At 70.0% G+C, this 15,827-nt stretch carries 16 protein-coding genes; 6 read left to right on the top strand and 10 right to left on the bottom strand.

From position 1 onward, the window contains the following. The first annotated feature begins 118 nt into the window (after positions 1-118). Both QOZ89_RS35515 and QOZ89_RS35520 read left to right on the top strand, forming a co-directional pair. The gene (locus QOZ89_RS35515; protein ID WP_198543031.1) at positions 119-925 is read left to right on the top strand and encodes an FHA domain-containing protein; all 807 of its coding nucleotides are present in this window, start codon (positions 119-121) and stop codon (positions 923-925) included. Positions 926-1,018: 93 nt separating this feature from the next. After that, positions 1,019-1,504, top strand: a complete 486-nt coding sequence (locus tag QOZ89_RS35520) for a hypothetical protein (protein WP_071046428.1) — start codon at positions 1,019-1,021, stop codon at positions 1,502-1,504. 167 nt (positions 1,505-1,671) lie between these two features. On the opposite strand, the gene QOZ89_RS35525 is transcribed toward QOZ89_RS35520, so the two are convergent. Then, entirely contained in the window at positions 1,672-2,961 is a 1,290-nt protein-coding gene (locus QOZ89_RS35525) for an erythromycin esterase family protein (protein ID WP_312628223.1), read from the bottom strand. A 91-nt stretch (positions 2,962-3,052) separates the two neighbouring features. Further along, a complete protein-coding gene (locus QOZ89_RS35530) occupies positions 3,053-4,462 on the bottom strand; it encodes an FAD-binding protein (protein ID WP_083418031.1) in 1,410 nt (469 codons plus the stop codon). Positions 4,463-4,767: 305 nt separating this feature from the next. Between QOZ89_RS35530 and QOZ89_RS35535 the strand changes: the two genes are divergently transcribed. After that, the gene (locus tag QOZ89_RS35535; protein ID WP_071046427.1) at positions 4,768-4,953 is read left to right on the top strand and encodes a hypothetical protein; all 186 of its coding nucleotides are present in this window, start codon (positions 4,768-4,770) and stop codon (positions 4,951-4,953) included. Positions 4,954-4,972: 19 nt separating this feature from the next. Further along, positions 4,973-5,788, top strand: coding sequence for an AraC family transcriptional regulator (locus QOZ89_RS35540; protein WP_157910405.1), 816 nt, complete (start codon positions 4,973-4,975; stop codon positions 5,786-5,788). Between the two features lie 165 nt (positions 5,789-5,953). On the opposite strand, the gene QOZ89_RS35545 is transcribed toward QOZ89_RS35540, so the two are convergent. Continuing rightward, positions 5,954-6,532, bottom strand: a complete 579-nt coding sequence (locus QOZ89_RS35545; protein ID WP_312628225.1) for a dihydrofolate reductase family protein — start codon at positions 6,530-6,532, stop codon at positions 5,954-5,956. Positions 6,533-6,690: 158 nt separating this feature from the next. On the opposite strand from QOZ89_RS35545, the gene QOZ89_RS35550 reads away from it, so the two are divergent. Then, complete coding sequence (locus QOZ89_RS35550) at positions 6,691-6,867, top strand: integrase core domain-containing protein (protein ID WP_071046424.1); 177 nt, start codon at positions 6,691-6,693, stop codon at positions 6,865-6,867. A 178-nt stretch (positions 6,868-7,045) separates the two neighbouring features. Here QOZ89_RS35550 and QOZ89_RS35555 read toward each other — a convergent pair whose 3' ends face one another. The 7 genes from QOZ89_RS35555 to tkt all read right to left on the bottom strand — a co-directional run bounded on the left by QOZ89_RS35555 (position 7,046) and on the right by tkt (position 13,999). Then, complete coding sequence (locus tag QOZ89_RS35555; protein ID WP_071046423.1) at positions 7,046-7,330, bottom strand: hypothetical protein; 285 nt, start codon at positions 7,328-7,330, stop codon at positions 7,046-7,048. Positions 7,331-7,735: 405 nt separating this feature from the next. Continuing rightward, positions 7,736-8,545: a Cof-type HAD-IIB family hydrolase gene (locus tag QOZ89_RS35560; RefSeq protein ID WP_071046422.1), complete on the bottom strand. Its 810-nt coding sequence runs from the start codon at positions 8,543-8,545 to the stop codon at positions 7,736-7,738. After that, positions 8,542-10,020, bottom strand: coding sequence for a glucose-6-phosphate dehydrogenase (gene zwf / locus QOZ89_RS35565; protein WP_071046421.1), 1,479 nt, complete (start codon positions 10,018-10,020; stop codon positions 8,542-8,544). The genes QOZ89_RS35560 and zwf overlap by 4 nt, the downstream gene beginning before the upstream one ends. A gap of 90 nt (positions 10,021-10,110) precedes the next feature. Then, complete coding sequence (gene gnd, locus QOZ89_RS35570; RefSeq protein WP_198543033.1) at positions 10,111-11,130, bottom strand: phosphogluconate dehydrogenase (NAD(+)-dependent, decarboxylating); 1,020 nt, start codon at positions 11,128-11,130, stop codon at positions 10,111-10,113. Between the two features lie 97 nt (positions 11,131-11,227). Then, positions 11,228-11,509 carry a phosphoglucose isomerase-related protein gene (locus QOZ89_RS35575; RefSeq protein WP_071046419.1) on the bottom strand — a complete coding sequence of 94 codons (282 nt, stop codon included), beginning with the start codon at positions 11,507-11,509 and terminating at the stop codon, positions 11,228-11,230. After that, positions 11,494-11,910, bottom strand: a complete 417-nt coding sequence (locus tag QOZ89_RS35580) for a transaldolase family protein (protein WP_083418038.1) — start codon at positions 11,908-11,910, stop codon at positions 11,494-11,496. Before QOZ89_RS35580 ends, QOZ89_RS35575 begins: the two co-directional genes overlap by 16 nt. A 4-nt stretch (positions 11,911-11,914) precedes the next feature. Then, entirely contained in the window at positions 11,915-13,999 is a 2,085-nt protein-coding gene (tkt, locus tag QOZ89_RS35585; protein WP_071046456.1) for a transketolase, read from the bottom strand. 269 nt (positions 14,000-14,268) lie between these two features. Here tkt and QOZ89_RS35590 point away from each other — a divergent pair, with 269 nt between their 5' ends. Then, positions 14,269-15,693 (top strand): dihydrolipoyl dehydrogenase family protein, encoded by a 1,425-nt coding sequence (locus QOZ89_RS35590; RefSeq protein ID WP_312628233.1) that lies wholly within the window; start codon positions 14,269-14,271, stop codon positions 15,691-15,693. The last annotated feature ends 134 nt before the right edge of the window (positions 15,694-15,827 follow it).

Consider the following 15,827-nt stretch of genomic DNA (forward strand, 5'->3'; position numbering starts at 1 on the left):
ACGCCGCGCCCGGTGCCCTGGTGCACTAGGTGCACCTGGTGCGGATCTTCCGGGTTCGGGACCCCTCCCGGAGCGGGAGGGCTAACCTGTCGCCACCGAGCCGGGAGGTGCGGGCGTCGTGAACTCGCTGGGTCGCGCCGGATCGAGCCAGATGGACCTGCTGCCACGGGAGATCGGCAGCCTGGCGCACTGGCAGCCGGAGGCGCCGCCGGGCACGCTGTTCGCCGTCGGGGCCAACGGCGGGATGCGAGTCGCCCCGCGGCCCGGACTCTCGCTCGTGTTCGGGCGCTGCGAGCCCGAGGTCCACGTGTGCGTCGGCGCCGACGACCAGTACGTCAGCCGCCGGCAGGGGCACATCGGCTGGGCCGGCTCACGCTGGGTCCTGACCAACGAGGGCCGCCGGCCGATCCGGCTGCCGGTGACCCGGCTGCTGCTCGGCGGCGACCAGTCACCCCTGGCGAGCGGCTACACGCCGCTGTTCATCGTCGCCCCGAACCAGGAGCACCTGCTGGAGATCCGGATCATCGGTCGGCCGGCTCCGCGGCGTCCGGAGGACGGGCCGGACGCCCAGACGCGGGAGGGCGAGGTCTGGCCGCTCAGCGAGGTCGAGAAACTGGTCCTGGTCTGCCTCGGCCAGAGCTACCTGCGAGGCGACCCGCGTCCGCAGCCGTTGACGTGGAACCAGGTCGAGGCGGAGCTGAGTGAGCTGCGCCCCGAGGAACGGTGGACCGGCAAGCGGGCGGCGCACGTCGTCGCCGCCGTCCGCCGTCGCCTCTCGCTCGCCGGGGTGCACGGGGTGATGGAGGACGAGGTGCCGCCGCCGGCCACCTTCATGATCAATAACAACCTGATCGTGGAGCTGCTGACCAGCACCACCCTGGTCCGCGTGGACCTGTCCCTGCTCGAACGCGAACTCCCAGGTTGACCCGCCGACGGTGGTGGAGTCGACCCAGGTCGGGTGCGGGCCGAGGACCGCCTTGGGAAGAGGCGGAAGGCAGCCCGGTAGGAGAGATGCGAGATGGTTGTTACGCGGTCCGGGGCTTGTTTCCTGCTCGGCCTGCTGGGCCTGGGTTTCGCGGCGGTGCTCGCCGGCTGTGGCGCTGACGCGGAGCCCGCCGGTACCGGGGCGGCGCCGGCATCCGTCGGTGACCGGCCGGCGTCGGGCTCGCCGTCCACAGCGGGATCTCCGACGTCGGCTCCCGCGACGACTCCGGCGCTGCGGGAGGCGCGAGACGGCCGGGACTTCGCTGCCTGCCTGGACCGGGACTGTCAGGTGGAGGTCACCGCGGGCGACGTCATCCAGTTCGCCCCCGAGTTCGTGACGAACACGTTCCTTGTCGACCAGACCGCGGGCGAGCGTGTGGACTTCCGGGTGCGGGACGACCGGTCGGGCGCGTTGAAGGGCTACGTCGCGGGCGACGGCAGCGTCGACACGGGTGATATCCACGTCGACGTGACCTGGCTGGCCGACGGCAGGCTGGTCCTGACCTTCCGTCCTCGGTAACGGCCGGGTGCCGTACCGGGCGAGTCCAGCCCGACATCGGCCCAGCTCACAGGCTCCGGCCGACTTTTCGCACCCCGCAGGCGTCCGGCGCGTCGGGCCGGAAACGCCGATCTTGAAACATTCCCACCAACAGCGGAAAGGTTAAAGATCAAGCCATGACGACGCGTTCAGAATGTGACCGTGCGGTCTCTGGTCACGGTCGGGGTGGCGATGACCGCGTCGAACGCGTCGCCCAGCGGGGTGTGGGTGACCGCGCTCTGCGTACGGATGTCGGTCAGCAGCGGGCTGCCGTCAGGAGCCGTGGGCGCTCGGCGCAGGTCCGTGAAGGTGATCTGTTCGCGTAGGCCCGCGCCGACCAGCGCGGCTTCGATGCTGCCCGGCTGCGGCTCGGGAAGGTCCTCGTCCCCGAGGGTGAATCCCACCGGGGCCGCGGGATCCGGGTGCATCTCTGGCACATGACCGTCGGTATGCGTGAGGCCGATCGCCACGTAGTCGTTGCCGAGCATCCGGGCCAGGTGCTGTCCCATCGGCAGCGCGGTGGTGGCGGGGCCGAAGACGTTCGCGGTCTTCTGGATGTGGTTGTTGTGCGCCGCGAGCACGATCCGGGCGCCGGGCGGCGCGTGCTCGAGCTGCCAGCGCAGTGTCTCGGCCATGTAGATGTCCCGTGTCGACAGGTCGGCGGTGCGGCCCGTGCCCGAGTACAGGTCGTTCATCGCGCGGAACATGTAGTCCACGGCGCAGGCCCCGGCCACCAGCCGTTCGGCGACCGCGTAGCTGTGGGCATCCCCGCGGGCCTCGGCCAGTGGTTGGATCGCCCGGAGGCGCAGCTGCAGGCGGGCCAGGACGGCGGTCAGCTCGTTCTGCTGGGCGGCGTCGAGCCGGGCCCAGGCCGGGGCGGCCGAGGCGCCGGAACGCAGGCCCGCCAGGAACGAGTCGCTGATGCGCAGCGCGGTCTCGACCAGGGGCGCGGAGTCGGGATCGGCGATGGCCAGGTAGTCGGCCAGGGGTTCAAGAACGGGGCGCAGCGCGCCGCCGGCGTCCGGTATGTCGATCCCGACGAACCGCAGCGGGTTGCCGCTGGTGGTGTTGTGCTCGCGCAGCCAGGCCAGCAGTCCGCCGGCACCCCAGTCCGCGGCGGCCGGGCTGACCTCGCCGAGGGTCCGGCCGTCCTGGCCGGCCAGCCAACGGTCGAGCACGCCCGCACCGGCGAAGCTGAACTCGAACGCGAAGACACTGAACCCGCAGCGCTCGGCCAAAAACCGCAACACACGCTGACGGATCGTGGAGAACTCCTCGACGAAATGGGCGTTCTCGCCGATGGCGGCGACGCGCGCGTCGCCGACGATCTCCCGCAGAGGTTCAAGATCCGCAAGGTCCGCGCTGGGATCGATCGTGGTCAGGACGGTGCTGTGTTCGCGGATCCACCCGGCTGGCAGGACAGAAGGAATGGCGTTCACAGGGTCCTCGTCTCGTGGTGGGCAGGGGGCTTGCCGCTGCCGTCGCGGCGCGCACACCCTCCGGGGCCGCGGGGCAGGGGTGGTTTTCTCGTCACCCCGACACGATCAGCTCATAGCCGGGAGTGAGGCAGTGGGCCGGGTCGAAGCGTTCCTTCGCCTCGCGAACGGCCGGCCACAGGTCGCGGAAGTGTTCGGCCCAGTCCTGGGGCCGGAAGGACAGGGCGCTCACCGGGTAGAGGACACCGCCGGCGGCGAGCACGCGGCGATACAGCGACGCGTTCTGCTCGAGCACGCGGTCGACGTACTCGCCGACCACCGGGCCGGGCGGTGCGAACCGGATCAGGTTGAAGGTGAAGGCGATGTCGTCGTCGGGCATTCTCACCAGCGGAGTCGTGATCCGACTCGTGCGCAGGGCGGAGAACACGACCATCCCATGGGTGCCGAGGTCCTCGGGCGCGACCTCGGCGAGCGCGGCGCGGGCGATGTCGTCCGCGGCCGATCCGGGCAGGAAGGTCAGCCACCACAGGTGAGGAGCGGCCCATTCGCCGGTCGACCGCACGAGCTCGGTGAACCGGTCGAACGCCTCGACATGGTCGACGTAGGACATGTCCTCGATCTGGGCCTGGGCGCGTTCGTCCGCCAGGCCGGCTAGGACGGCGTCGTCGTCCGGCAGGTCGGCCAGGTCATGGAACAGCACCATCTCCAGCTGGTGCCGCCAGGCACGGGCGTCGCCGTCGGGGCCCGCGTCCAGCGTGATCGCGCCCTGAAGGTGGTCCGCACGGTCCTCGCCTAGCAGCAGCCGCTGGTCGGCGGCCAGACGACCGAGATCGGGATACGCGAGGGTGTACCGGCGGGCCCTGGTGGGCGCGGGGATGAGGGTGAGCGTCGCTCGGGTGATGATGCCGAACTGGCCGAGCCCTGCTCGTACCGAGTGGAACAACTCTGGGTTGTCTCGCGGCGAGCAGGTCACGATCCTGCCCTCGCCGGTGACGACCTCCAGTTCGCACACGCTGTCGGTCTGCATGCCGTACCTGTGTGTCGTCCCACCGACCCCGCCCACCGCCAGGGTGCCGCCGACGGAAAGATCCAGGAAGTTCGGGAGAACCGGGGGGACGAGCTGGTCGGGCAGAGTGGCGGCGAGGACCGAACGCCAGGTGGCGCCGGCACCGACGGTCAACCGGTCATCGCCCGTCCGGTGGATCTCGTCGAAACCCGTCATGTCGACGACGACTCCGCCGTCCACCTGGGACCGGCCGAAGGTGGAGTGGCCCTGCCCGCGGGCGGCGATCCCACGGCCGGTGTCGGCCGCCCACCGCACGGCGACCGCGATGTCCCGTGCCGAAGCTGGCCGGAGCACTCCCAGCGGCATCCGCCTGATCACATGTCCGAAGTCATCCGCCGCCGCCGCTCGGACGTCGTCGGCGAACGACACGTCACCGTCGAGCGGCAGAACCTCCCGCCGGGGAAGGCCGCGGCTCGCGCGCATCGTCCTGTCAATCATGTGTCACGCTCCTCGTGGCAGGAAGCAGGCATCACCCGGCAGCATGAGCAAGGGACGGCGGGGCCGTCTTGAAGGAAATTCACCGTGGCCGTCCGGGAGGTCCGCGACGATGTCCCGCGGGGGCCTGTCACCTCGACCAGGCCGCTCGGGTCCGGCTGGTCCAGGTGCTCGGTCCGGCTGCCGGCGGGCCGCCGGTACCAGGAGGCGTAGTCCATGGGTTGGCGCCTGCCCGGTCGCCCATGATGGAGGGTGACTGGTCGTCGAGGAGGTGACTGTCACTCGGCCGCGCGGGCGGCCCGCCTGGCATGGACGACTCCGCCGGCCTGGCCCAGGCCATACTCGGCGGCGACCTGGACGTCAAGCCCGAGGAGCTGGTGGTCGATGACGACGGCTCGGATGATGACCCGGCAAGCTGGCCGGCCCGACGCCGCCGGAGCGCGAGCCGGTACCGCCCGACGGCGCCGTTCACGACTCGGCGATGGCGAGCCTGAGCGGGCCAGATGGCCTCGGGTGGACGGCGCGCCGCACCCCCGGGTGCGTTCCCTGCTTGCCCGTGGCTATGCCGGTTTCACCGACGCGACCAAGCCGTCCCGGCTCGTCATCCCGGCGAGCGCGGCAGTCCCGCTAGTCCTGAAGATCCGCGATTCGGCTGAGCGGCCCCCGGCCTTCGTGCACGGCGTGCATCGTTCGTACGCGGCCATGATCGGCGCCTGTGCGCCGACCTACCTCGAGGCGTGGCTTGCTCCGCTGGGCGCATATGCACTGTTGGGCCTGCCGATGGACGAGCTCGAGGGACAGGTCGTCGATCTGGGCGACGTCGTCGGCGCCGCCGCTGGCAGGCGCCTGACCGAGCGGGTCCGCGAGGCGCCGACCTGGGGCGACCGTTTCGCGCTCATGGACGAGTTCCTGCTGCGCCGGGCGGCGGAAGGGCCCCGTCCCTCACCCGAGGTCGGCTGGGCATGGCGACGGCTGGTGATCACCGGCGGCAGGATCCCGATCAGCCGGCTCGCCGGTGAGGTGGGCTGGAGCCACAAACGCCTGATCGCCGGGTTCAGACGGCAGATCGGCCTACCGCCGAAGACGGCCGCGCGGCTGGTTCGCTTCGACCAGCTGCTCGCGCGTCTCGACGAACGCCGGCCACCACGCTGGGACCAGCTCGCCGCCGAGGGCGGCTATTCCGACCAGGCTCATCTCGTCCGCGACTTCCGCGAGTTCACGGGAGCGGCGCCCACCGCCTTCATGGCCCGCGTCCTCGCCTCGCCTCAGGCCGCGCCGGCCCCGAGCTGGACCCGAACGCGAACGTCAGGCCGACCACCACAACCATGATCACCGTGACGAGCGTGACCACCGCGTCACGCCCCTCCCCCAGACCGTCCCACATCCGGACGGTCCACCACGGCGGCGCTGTGCGCGGCCATCAGACGTCCCCTTGGCCGGCGCCCGAGTCCTACCGGGTCCGCACCGCTTGACAGGCGGGGTGTATGCCTGGGCTCAGACATGCAGGGTTGGCCGGTAGATGAGCTCTTGGATGTGGCCGTCGAGCGTTCGGCTGTCAATCAGCTCGAGGTCGAAGTCGGCCGCACCCTGGAAGATCGGGCCCAGCCCGGTCTGACCGGTGATCACAGGGAAGAGCGTCACCTGGACGCGGTCGACCAGACCAGCGGCCATCAACGCCCGGTTCATCGACAGGCTGCCGTGCGAGCGCAACGGCACCTCAGACTCCTCCTTGAGCCGAGCGACGACGTCGACGGCGTCGCCGCTCACGACTTTCGCATCCGGCCAGTCGAGAGATCCCTCCAGCGTGGTCGACACCACCGTCGCCGGCAGGCTCCTCATCCGTGTGACCCATGGGTCACGCACCTCGGACTCCTCGGTGCCCGAGGCCAGCATCCGCGCGAACGCCCGATACGTGTTGGCCCCGAAGACCATCCGCTGCTCCTCGCCGTACAGGGCGAGGCGGTGGTCGAGGAGCTCGGGGCCTTGCTTGCCCCAGTAGCCGGTCCAGGTGCCGCTGGCGGCACCGAAGCCGTCGAGGCTGGAAAAGACGTCGAAGGTGTAGGTAGCGGTCATGACGCTCTCCTCGAGTGCGGTTGATCGCGTGTCGGAGATACAGACCGGCAGCCACCGCGAGACTAATCGCCCCTGCTTGCCTTGGCCGGCACCCTGTGGGGTGTCAGAAGTCGGCCCTGGCCCGTGACCTGCGGCGATGCGATGGTCCGGGCATCGGCATGATGGTCACCGTGCTGGCCGAGTACACGCGGCACTACAACGGACGCCGTCCACACCGCGCCCTCCAGCTCCAACCACCTCGCCCCGATCATCCGATCGCCGACCTCACAACCGAACGGATCAAGCGCCAACCTATCCTCGGCGATCTGATCAACGAATACGAGCTAGCCGCATAAAACCGCAGGTCAACCCCGGTGGCCGAGTTCTGGCACCCAACACGTCCGTCCGGCCCCGACAGCGCACACACCGGGATGTCGCCCGCTGCCGCCGGATCCAGCTCGGCCTGCACCGCGGCAGCGACGGGATCTGGGACAAGAAGCGCTGATCAGGCGGCCGCCGCTGCGGCCGGCGCGGTCAGGCTTCCTCCAAGGCCTCCCCGAAGTCGCGCAGGGCCTTGCTGTGGCGGCTGGTCGCCAGCGTGTGGCCGACCACGAGTATGACCGCCACCGGCCACTCGATGATCTCCAGCACGGCAAGGGCGGCGACCCCGCCGAGGAAGGCCAGCTGGTCCAGGGATGGCAACGCCACCTGCCGGTGGCCGGGCAGGTCGATCCAGACGGCACTGCGGGCTGCCGCCCGCTCGGCCGCCGCCCGGGCTCCAGACCCCGCCGGGGACGAACGCACTGAGACCGACGTCATACCCAGGGTGTTCCCACCCGCCGTCCCGGTGTAGCCCCGCCCGGCCCCCGCGTCTTCGCGGGTCGCACCCCTCGTGTGCAGCGCTGGCAGGCGGTGTAGTCCGGCAGTCTTTCGTGAAGCGGGACGTACACAATGCAACCTCCTGCATACGAAATATAGTTTTCGACCACGGCACCCCTGCCACTTCAGCGGGGCAGCCGACCGGCGTGCGCTGAGGACGGCTGGTGCAGCGGGTATAGCGAAGCGGGACCGTGGCGCAGAACTGCCTCCAGCGTTTCGGTGGCGTCGATCAAGCTGTCCGTGATCGCACGACCCGAGGGTCGGGCGCGGTCGGCTGGTCGTTCGAGAAGATACTCACCTACGCCCGCCGGTTGAATCTGCGCCGCCGCCCCCGCCCCCCGTGATTCAACCGGTCCGGAGGATGTAGCGGTCGACGGCGTTGGCGAAGCCGTCATCGTCGTTGGCCGTGGTGACCCGTCGAGCAGCCCGCACAACTTCGAGGCTGGCGTTGCCCATCGCGACGCTGAGACCCGAGTGCGCGAACATCAGCACGTCGTTCGGCATGTCGCCGATCGTCGCTATCTGCCTGGTCGGGATGCCGTACCTTTCGCCCAGATACCGCGCGACGCACCCCTTGTTCGCATCCGGGTGGGTCACGTCCAGGTAGTACGGCTGGGAGCGGGCGGCTGCGACGTGGTCGCCGAACTTGGAGTGGGCTGCCGTCGCGGCGGCGACGACGCGTTCGTAGTCGTCACTCACGCCGACAATCTTGACGACGTCCGCGAGGTCGGCGTAATCCGGCGAAACCGTCGGCGCGAACCCGACGGTCCTGGTCTCGCGATCGACGTGGGGCCCTTCGGGGTCGCGCACGTACCAGTCGGTGCCCTGGTAGAGCCAGACATCGAGCGCGAAGGACGTGAGCAGCGCGATCATAGGCCCGACCACATGGCCGGGAACCACCTTCTGCGCTAGGACGGACATGTCGGGTTGTGCGTAAACACCTCCGTTGAACGCCGCGATGGGGGTGGCAAGGGCAAGCGGCTCGACGAGCATGGACATGCCCCGGGGCGGGCGGCCGCTGGTGACTGCGAAGAGCACGTCGGCGTCGCCCAGCCGGCGGACCGCGTCGATGGTCCGGTCGGTGAGGACCTTGTCCGAGGTCACCAACGTTCCGTCGACGTCGGCGAGAAGGAGGCGGGTCGCCGGGCTGGTCATCGGCTTTCCGGTAGGTGCCAGCGGTGGGGTGTGATCAGCCGGTCGATGGACTCGGGTCCCCACGATCCGGGAGCGTACGGTTGCACCGGCGGCGGGTTATCGAGCAGCGGGCTGGAGACCTTCCAGAGGCGCTCGATACCGTCCGATCGGGTGAACAAGGACTGGTCGCCGAGCATGGCATCCAGTATCAACCGTTCATATCCGGCGAGGCTATGCTCTGCGTTGAAGCAGTCGGCGTAGCGGAACGTCATTTCTGCCTCGCCGAGACGCATGGCGGCGCCGGGCTCCTTCGCGAGGAACTGGGCGGTGATCCAGCCCGGGTCAGCGAAATCGATGACAAGCTTGTTGCCGCTGCTGTCCAGCCGCACGTCGGGGTCGAGCTGGAACATCCGTAGCGTCGGATCCCGGAAACCCAGGGTGATGACTTCTCGGCGCTGCGCCAGTTTCTTGCCGGAACGCAGGTAGAACGGCACGCCGGCCCAGCGCCAGTTGTCCACCTCCACCCGCAGCGCGACGAAGGTCTCCGTTCGCGACTGCGGGTCGACACCTGGCTCGGACCGGTAACCGTCGTACTGGCCGCGCACCACGTGTGCCGGATCGACGGGTTTCATCGCCTCGAAGACCTTGGTCTTCTCGTCCCGCAGCGACGTCGCCCGCAGAGCGGTCGGCGGCTCCATCGCCACGAAGCCCAGCACCTGGAACAGGTGTGTCACGATCATGTCCCGGTACGCGCCGGTCCGCTCGTAGAAGCCGGCGCGGCCACCGATTCCCAGGGTCTCGGGCGCGTCGATCTGCACATGGCTGATGTGATCGCGGTTCCAGACCGGCTCGAACAGGCCGTTCGCGAAGCGCAAAGCGAGGATGTTGTCCACCGCCTCCTTACCGAGGAAGTGGTCGATACGGAAGGTCTGGGATTCGTCGAAGACGGCGTGGATCGACCTGTTCAGCTCCCGGGCCGACGGAAGATCGTAGCCGAACGGCTTTTCGACGATCACGTGGGCGTTCGTCGCGAGACCCGACGCGCCGAGCATCCCGATGACCGACCCGAACGCCGCCGGCGGCACTGCAAGGTGGAATAGGCGGCGGGGGCAGCCGCCGATAGCCTTCTCGGCTGTCCGCACCGCCGCAAGGAGCGGCTCGGGAGAATCCTCGTCCGCGGCACCGAAGTCGAGCGAGTCCTCGAACTCCCGCCACGCCGCGCCCGACGGCGTGACGAGGCCGAACTCGTCGACCGCCTCCCTCGCGCGCCGCCGGAACTCGTCGGGCGTGACCGCACCCTTGACGGGCGCCGACCCCACGATCCGGTATTTGGACGGCAGCAGGCCGGCCGCGGCGAGGTGGAACAGGCCGGGGAGGAGCTTGCGTCGGGCGAGGTCCCCGGTCGCGCCGAACAGGACGATCACATGGTCGTCGGGCACCGCGGTCGCCCCTGTCACCGGCCGGCTATCCGGGGCAACCGCTGTCGCTGTGCTCATTGCGTTGACCTCCTTCTCGTCCGCTTAGCGCTACTTGTCGCCTGCGCTGCGTTCAGGTCGACCTGTCGGCCGAAGCCGCCGATTTCTGCGTTATATGACCTTCGCCCTCTTCTCTGCGTGTCCGCCGAATTCGCTGCGCATCGCGGAGAGGACCTTGTCGGTGAAGTCGCCGAGGCCGCGGGAGTAGAACCGCTCGCTTAGCGCCGTCGCGATGACCGGGGCCGGCACACTCTCATCGATCGCCGCGTGCACGGTCCAGCGGCCCTCGCCGGAATCCGACACGCGCCCGGCGAAGTCCTCCAGACCCGGTGAGCGGGCAAGCGCGTCGGCGGTCAGGTCGACGAGCCAGGAGCCGACCACCGAGCCACGCCGCCAGACCTCGGCGACCTCGCCGACGTCGATCTCGTAGCGGTAGGCCTCGGGGTCGCGCAGCGGGGCCGTCTCCGCGTCAACGGTGCGGTCCCGCCTGCCCGCGTCGGCGTGCCGGATGATGCTGAGACCTTCCGCGATCGCGGCCATCATGCCGTACTCGACCCCGTTGTGGATCATCTTCACGAAGTGGCCGGCGCCGCTCGACCCGCAGTGCAGGTAGCCGTCAGGGGCCGTCCCGTCGCGGCTCCGGCTGGGCGTCGGCGCCGCGCTATCGGCGCCGGGCGCGATGGTCCCGAAGATCGGATCCAGCCGCCGCACCGCGGACTCCTCGCCGCCGATCATGAGGCAGTAGCCCCGTTCCAGCCCCCAGACCCCGCCGGAGGTCCCGCAGTCCACGTAGTGCAGCCCGCGGTCGGCGAGCCGTTTCGCGCGGGCGATGTCGTCCCGGTAGTGCGAGTTGCCGCCGTCGACCACGATGTCGCCGGGCTCGAGCCGGTCGCACAACTCGTCGAGGGTCGACTGCACGACCGCCGCCGGCAGCATCAGCCAGACGACCCGCGGTTTCGTCAGCTTCGTCACCAGGCCGCCGAGCGAGGTCGCGGCCACGGCCCCCTCGGCTTCGAGCGCGTTCACCGCGCTCTCGTTCACGTCGTAGGCCACGCACCGGTGGCCGTCCCGCATGAGCCGGCGGACGAGGTTGGCACCCATCCGTCCCAATCCGATCATGCCGAGCTGCATGGGTCTGTCGGTTGCCATCCCGGCTTCCTTCCTTCTCGCGGCGTTCGTCCCGCGCATTCCTGGCGCTGTCGCGGCCAGGTCCGCGTGAGCGCCGGCGCTAGCCCTTCAGGGTGCGGTAGCGGCGGATCAGGGCGTTGGTGGATGAGTCGTAGGTGAGCTCCGGTTCGGTCCCGCCCGCCAGCTCTGGGGCCATCCGGGCGGCGAGCACCTTGCCGAGCTCGACGCCCCACTGGTCGAAGGAGTCGATTCCCCAGATCGTTCCCTGCGTGAACACGCTGTGTTCGTAGAGCGCCACCAGTGCGCCGAGCACGCGTGGCGTCAGCTGCTCGGCGAGCAGGACCGTGGTGGGGCGGTCGCCCGGCATCACCCGGTGCGGCACGGTCCGCGCCTCGATCTCGTCAGCCTGGATCTCCTCCTCGGTCCGGTGGCTGCGGTGTCGTGGGCGAGCAGCGGGGAGACCTCAAGGGAAACCCAGCCGTCGACTCCGTCGGTTCGGTCGTGAACACCGAGGAACTCGTCCGCCGCGCGCTGCAGGTCACCGATCGCCAGCTCGGTGAAAACCTCCTCGTCCGAAAGGCCGGCCGCGGCGCAGACCCGGATGGCGTCGTCGTAGCCGCCGGATTCGATCGCCTTGTCGAAGATCGACGGATTCGACGTGAGGCCGGTCACCGCGAAGCTGTCGATGTAGCGGCGAAGCTGCCCGGCGTCGAGCATCCGCCGCGTGATGTTGTCGAGCCAGAGGCTCTGCCCGCGTTCGTGCAAGGTCTCGGTCGGCTTCATGCGCTCACCTTCGTCCAGCGCCATGTCCGACGGGCATCCGCCGTTCGGTGGCCACGAGGTCCCGGGCTACCTGCGTGAGGTGGTCCGGGGTGAACCCGAACTTTGTTACGAGTTGCCGCAGCGGCGCGGACGCGCCGAAGGTGTGCATGCCGACGACGGCACCGTGGTCCCCGACGTAGCGGTCCCAGCCCAGGGTCGAGGCCTGTTCGACCGCGACGCGGGCCGTCACGTCCGCCGGCAGCACCTGCTCCCGGTACTCCGGCGACTGCCGGTCGAACAGCTCCCAGCACGGCATGCTCACGACCCGGGCGCCGATCCCGTCGGCCGCCAGCTCGTCGCGCGCGGCGAGGGCGAGCGCCACCTCCGAGCCGGTCGCGAGCAGGATCACGTCTGGTTTCCCGGGACCCGCGTCCGCCAGCACGTACGCCCCCTTTGCAACCCCGGACGCGGCGGCGAGCCGGGACCGGTCGAAGGTGGGCAGGGCCTGCCGGGAGAGAACCAGCGCGGCAGGCTCGCGGCGCAGCGCCGCCACGATCCGCCAGGTCTCGACGACCTCGCCCGCGTCGGCCGGTCGGAAGACGAGCAGACCGGGCATGGCGCGCAACGACGCCAGCTGCTCGACCGGCTGGTGGGTCGGCCCGTCCTCGCCGACCCCGATCGAGTCGTGGGTGAAGATGTGCAGGGTAGGGATCTCCATCAGCGCGGAGAGCCGGATCGCCCCCCGCGCATAGTCGGAGAAGATCAGAAAGCCGGACCAGTACGGCCGGAGCTTCGTGAGCGCCATGCCGTTCGCGATCGCCGCCGAGGCATGCTCCCGGACACCGAAATGCAGGTTGCGTCCCGACTCCGCCCCGGCCTGGAAGTCGCCGGCGCCGGCGAAGGTGAGCCTGGTCTTCGTGGACGGCGTGAGGTCAGCCGAACCGCCGAGCAGCCACGGCACCGCCTGCGCGAGCGCGTCCAGCACCCGCCCCGAACTGTCCCGCGTCGCGATGCCCGCAGGATCGGCGGGGAAGGAGGGCAGCGCGGCCTCCCAGCCGTCCGGCAGCTCCCGGCGCTGCATGCGTTCGATCTCCTCGGCCAGCTCCGGGTAGACGTCGCGGTACTCGGCGAACCTCGCCTCCCAGGCGGCCCGAGCCGCCTCGCCGCGCGCCCGGATGCCCTGGGCGAAGTGGTCGTAGACCTCGGCGGGGACGAAGAAGTCGATGTCCGGGGGCATGCCGAGGAAGCGCTTGGTCGCCCGCACCCCCTCCCGGCCGAGCGGCTTCCCGTGGGCTTTCGGGGAGTCCTCGACGGGCGAGCCGTAGCCGATGTGGCTGTGCACCAGCACCAGGGTCGGCCGGCTGACTTCGGCGCGGAAGCTGTGCAAGGCACGGGCCACCTGGTCGAGGTCGTTCGCGTCGGCGACCGTCGTCACGTTCCAGCCGTGGGCGATGAAGCGGGCGGCCACGTCCTCGGTGAACGTGAGGTCGGTGTGGCCCTCGATGGTCACCCGGTTCGAGTCGTAGATCCAGCACAGGTTTGCCAGGCCCAGATGTCCTGCGAGCGAGGCCGCCTCCGCCGAGATGCCCTCCATCATGCAGCCGTCCCCGGCCAGCGCGTACACGTCGAAGTCGAACAGCCGAAACCCGTCCCGGTTGTACCGCGACCCCAGCCACCGACCCGCGATCGCCATGCCCACCGACATCGCGACACCCTGGCCGAGCGGGCCAGTCGTCGCCTCCACACCACTCGTCCACCGGTACTCCGGGTGGCCCGGGCAGTGCGAGTCAAACTGACGGAACGTCTTCAGATCCTCGAGGGTCACCGCCCGCCGGCCGAGCACCTCGTAGTCGGGATCGACTGCGCGCGCGCCGGCGAGGTGCAGCAACGACCAGAGCAGAGCCGACGCATGCCCCTCGGACAGCACGAAACGGTCCCGATTTGGCCAGATCGGGTCGCCCGGGTCGAAACGTAGGAACCGCTGCCAGAGGGTGTAAGCCACCGGAGCGATATCCATCGGCGTACCGGGATGCCCGGAGGCGGCGCGTTCGATCGTGTCCATACACAACCCACGGATCGTGTTGGCACACAGCATGTCCAGGTCGGTCATGGTGGGCGTCTCCAAGTCGGCGCACTGGGCGGCGGGGCCTGAATCGACCCTTGATACCTCAGAGCTACCCACCCCTTACCAGATGCAAAAGCAATGTCGGCGGAAGACCGAACGGCAGGCCCGGCGGCCGGCGTGAGCAGAACGGCCGTCGGCAGATCGTCTCCAGTGACGCCAATAAAGACGTGATCCGCACGAGATCACCGGTTCGACCGTCAGCAAGCGGGGAATTACATACCGCACGTGATCGCGGCAACGAGAGCGGGGGCGTCATGGCGGACACGGACGAGGTCTTCGACGTAATCGTGATCGGCGCGGGACCGGTCGGGGAGACAGCTGCCGCACGCGTTGTCCGGGGCGGTTTGACGGCGGCGGTCGTGGAGCAGCGCCTGGCCGGCGGCGAGTGCCACTACTACGCCTGCCTTCCGAGCAAGGCGCTGCTGCGGCCGGTGGACCTGGCTGGCGACGTGAGCCGGGTGCCGGGGACGGAGCTGCGCGGCCCCATCGACACCGCCGCGGTGCTGGCCCGCCGCGACGAGATCGTGGACCACCTCGACGACGGCGGCCAGGTGAGCTGGATCGAGAACCTCCCGGCGACGTTCGTGCGCGGCCGGGGACGCCTGGCCGGGCCCATGCGGGTCGAGGCGACGACGCCGGACGACGGGACCCGGGCGCTGCGGGCCCGCCACGCCGTCATCGTCGCGACCGGCAGCAACCCCGCCATCCCGGACGTGCCCGGGCTGCGGGAGGCACAGCCGTGGACAAACCGGGAGGCGACCGCCGTCCAGCACGTGCCCAAGCGCCTTGCGGTGATCGGCGGTGGGCCCGTCGGCTGCGAGATGTCCCAGGCGCTGCACGCCCTCGGCGCCGAAGAGACCACCATGCTGGTGCGCGAAGACCGGCTGCTCACCCGGACCGAGCCGTTCGCCGGTGAGCTGCTGGCGAGGTCCCTCCGAGCCTCGGGCATCGACGTGCGCCTCGGCCGCTCGCCGGTCCGGGTCGAGCGGCCGCTGCCGGACGGTTCGGTGACCGTCCACACCGACGACGGCTCGCGGGTCGAGGCCGACGAGATCCTCGTCGGCGCCGGCCGCAGGGTGGCTGTCGGCGACCTCGGCCTGGACACCGTCGGCCTGGCGGCCGACGGCCCGATCGAGGTGGACGCCAGCATGCGGGCGACCAACCTCCACGACGGCTGGCTGTACGCCATCGGCGACGTCAACGGCCGCAACCTGCTCACCCACATGGGCAAGTACCAGGCACGGGTCTGTGGCGACGTGATCGCCGCCCGTGCCGCCGGCCAGCCCGACGACCTCCCCGGGATGCGCGACACCGCCGACAACCGGGCCACCCCCCAGGTCATCTTCACCGACCCCCAGGTCTGCGTGGTCGGGCGCACGGAGTCCCAGGCCCGCGCCGACGGCTTTCCCGTCCGCACAGTCGACTACGACATGGGCACGGTCGAAGGCGCCCAGCTACAGGCCGCGGGCTACACCGGCCGGGCAAAACTGGTCGTCGACTCCGACCGCCGCGTCCTGCTCGGCGCCACGTTCGTTGCCCCTGAAGTGGTTGATCTGCTGCACTCGGCGACCATCGCGGTGGCCGCGGAGGTTCCCCTCGACCAGCTGTGGCACGCGGTCCCCTCGTTCCCGACCGTGAGCGAGATCTGGCTGAAACTGTTGGAAGAGTACGGCCTGTAAGCCCGGACGGCCCCAACGATGATCGGGCTACCTTGGCGAGGTAGCCCTCACCCGGCCGACGGATGCGGAGCTCGACGGTTGATCGGCGTTGTCGGCCGCATCGGGCTTGTCAACGCCCAGCTGACCCGCGACTG

Source organism: Pseudofrankia coriaricola, assembly GCF_032027725.1.
Taxonomy (GTDB): Bacteria; Actinomycetota; Actinomycetes; order Frankiales; family Frankiaceae; genus Pseudofrankia.

Excerpts from the sequence above, each read along its gene's own strand:
- QOZ89_RS35520 (WP_071046428.1), top strand. The coding sequence starts at position 1,019 with ATGGTTGTTACGCGGTCCGGGGCTTGTTTCCTGCTCGGCCTGCTGGGC.
- QOZ89_RS35530 (WP_083418031.1), bottom strand. The coding sequence starts at position 4,462 with ATGATTGACAGGACGATGCGCGCGAGCCGCGGCCTTCCCCGGCGGGAG.
- QOZ89_RS35535 (WP_071046427.1), top strand. The coding sequence starts at position 4,768 with ATGGACGACTCCGCCGGCCTGGCCCAGGCCATACTCGGCGGCGACCTG.
- QOZ89_RS35545 (WP_312628225.1), bottom strand. The coding sequence starts at position 6,532 with ATGACCGCTACCTACACCTTCGACGTCTTTTCCAGCCTCGACGGCTTC.
- QOZ89_RS35550 (WP_071046424.1), top strand. The coding sequence starts at position 6,691 with ATGATGGTCACCGTGCTGGCCGAGTACACGCGGCACTACAACGGACGC.
- QOZ89_RS35555 (WP_071046423.1), bottom strand. The coding sequence starts at position 7,330 with ATGACGTCGGTCTCAGTGCGTTCGTCCCCGGCGGGGTCTGGAGCCCGG.
- QOZ89_RS35560 (WP_071046422.1), bottom strand. The coding sequence starts at position 8,545 with ATGACCAGCCCGGCGACCCGCCTCCTTCTCGCCGACGTCGACGGAACG.
- zwf (WP_071046421.1), bottom strand. The coding sequence starts at position 10,020 with ATGAGCACAGCGACAGCGGTTGCCCCGGATAGCCGGCCGGTGACAGGG.
- gnd (WP_198543033.1), bottom strand. The coding sequence starts at position 11,130 with ATGCAGCTCGGCATGATCGGATTGGGACGGATGGGTGCCAACCTCGTC.
- QOZ89_RS35580 (WP_083418038.1), bottom strand. The coding sequence starts at position 11,910 with ATGAAGCCGACCGAGACCTTGCACGAACGCGGGCAGAGCCTCTGGCTC.
- tkt (WP_071046456.1), bottom strand. The coding sequence starts at position 13,999 with ATGACCGACCTGGACATGCTGTGTGCCAACACGATCCGTGGGTTGTGT.
- QOZ89_RS35590 (WP_312628233.1), top strand. The coding sequence starts at position 14,269 with ATGGCGGACACGGACGAGGTCTTCGACGTAATCGTGATCGGCGCGGGA.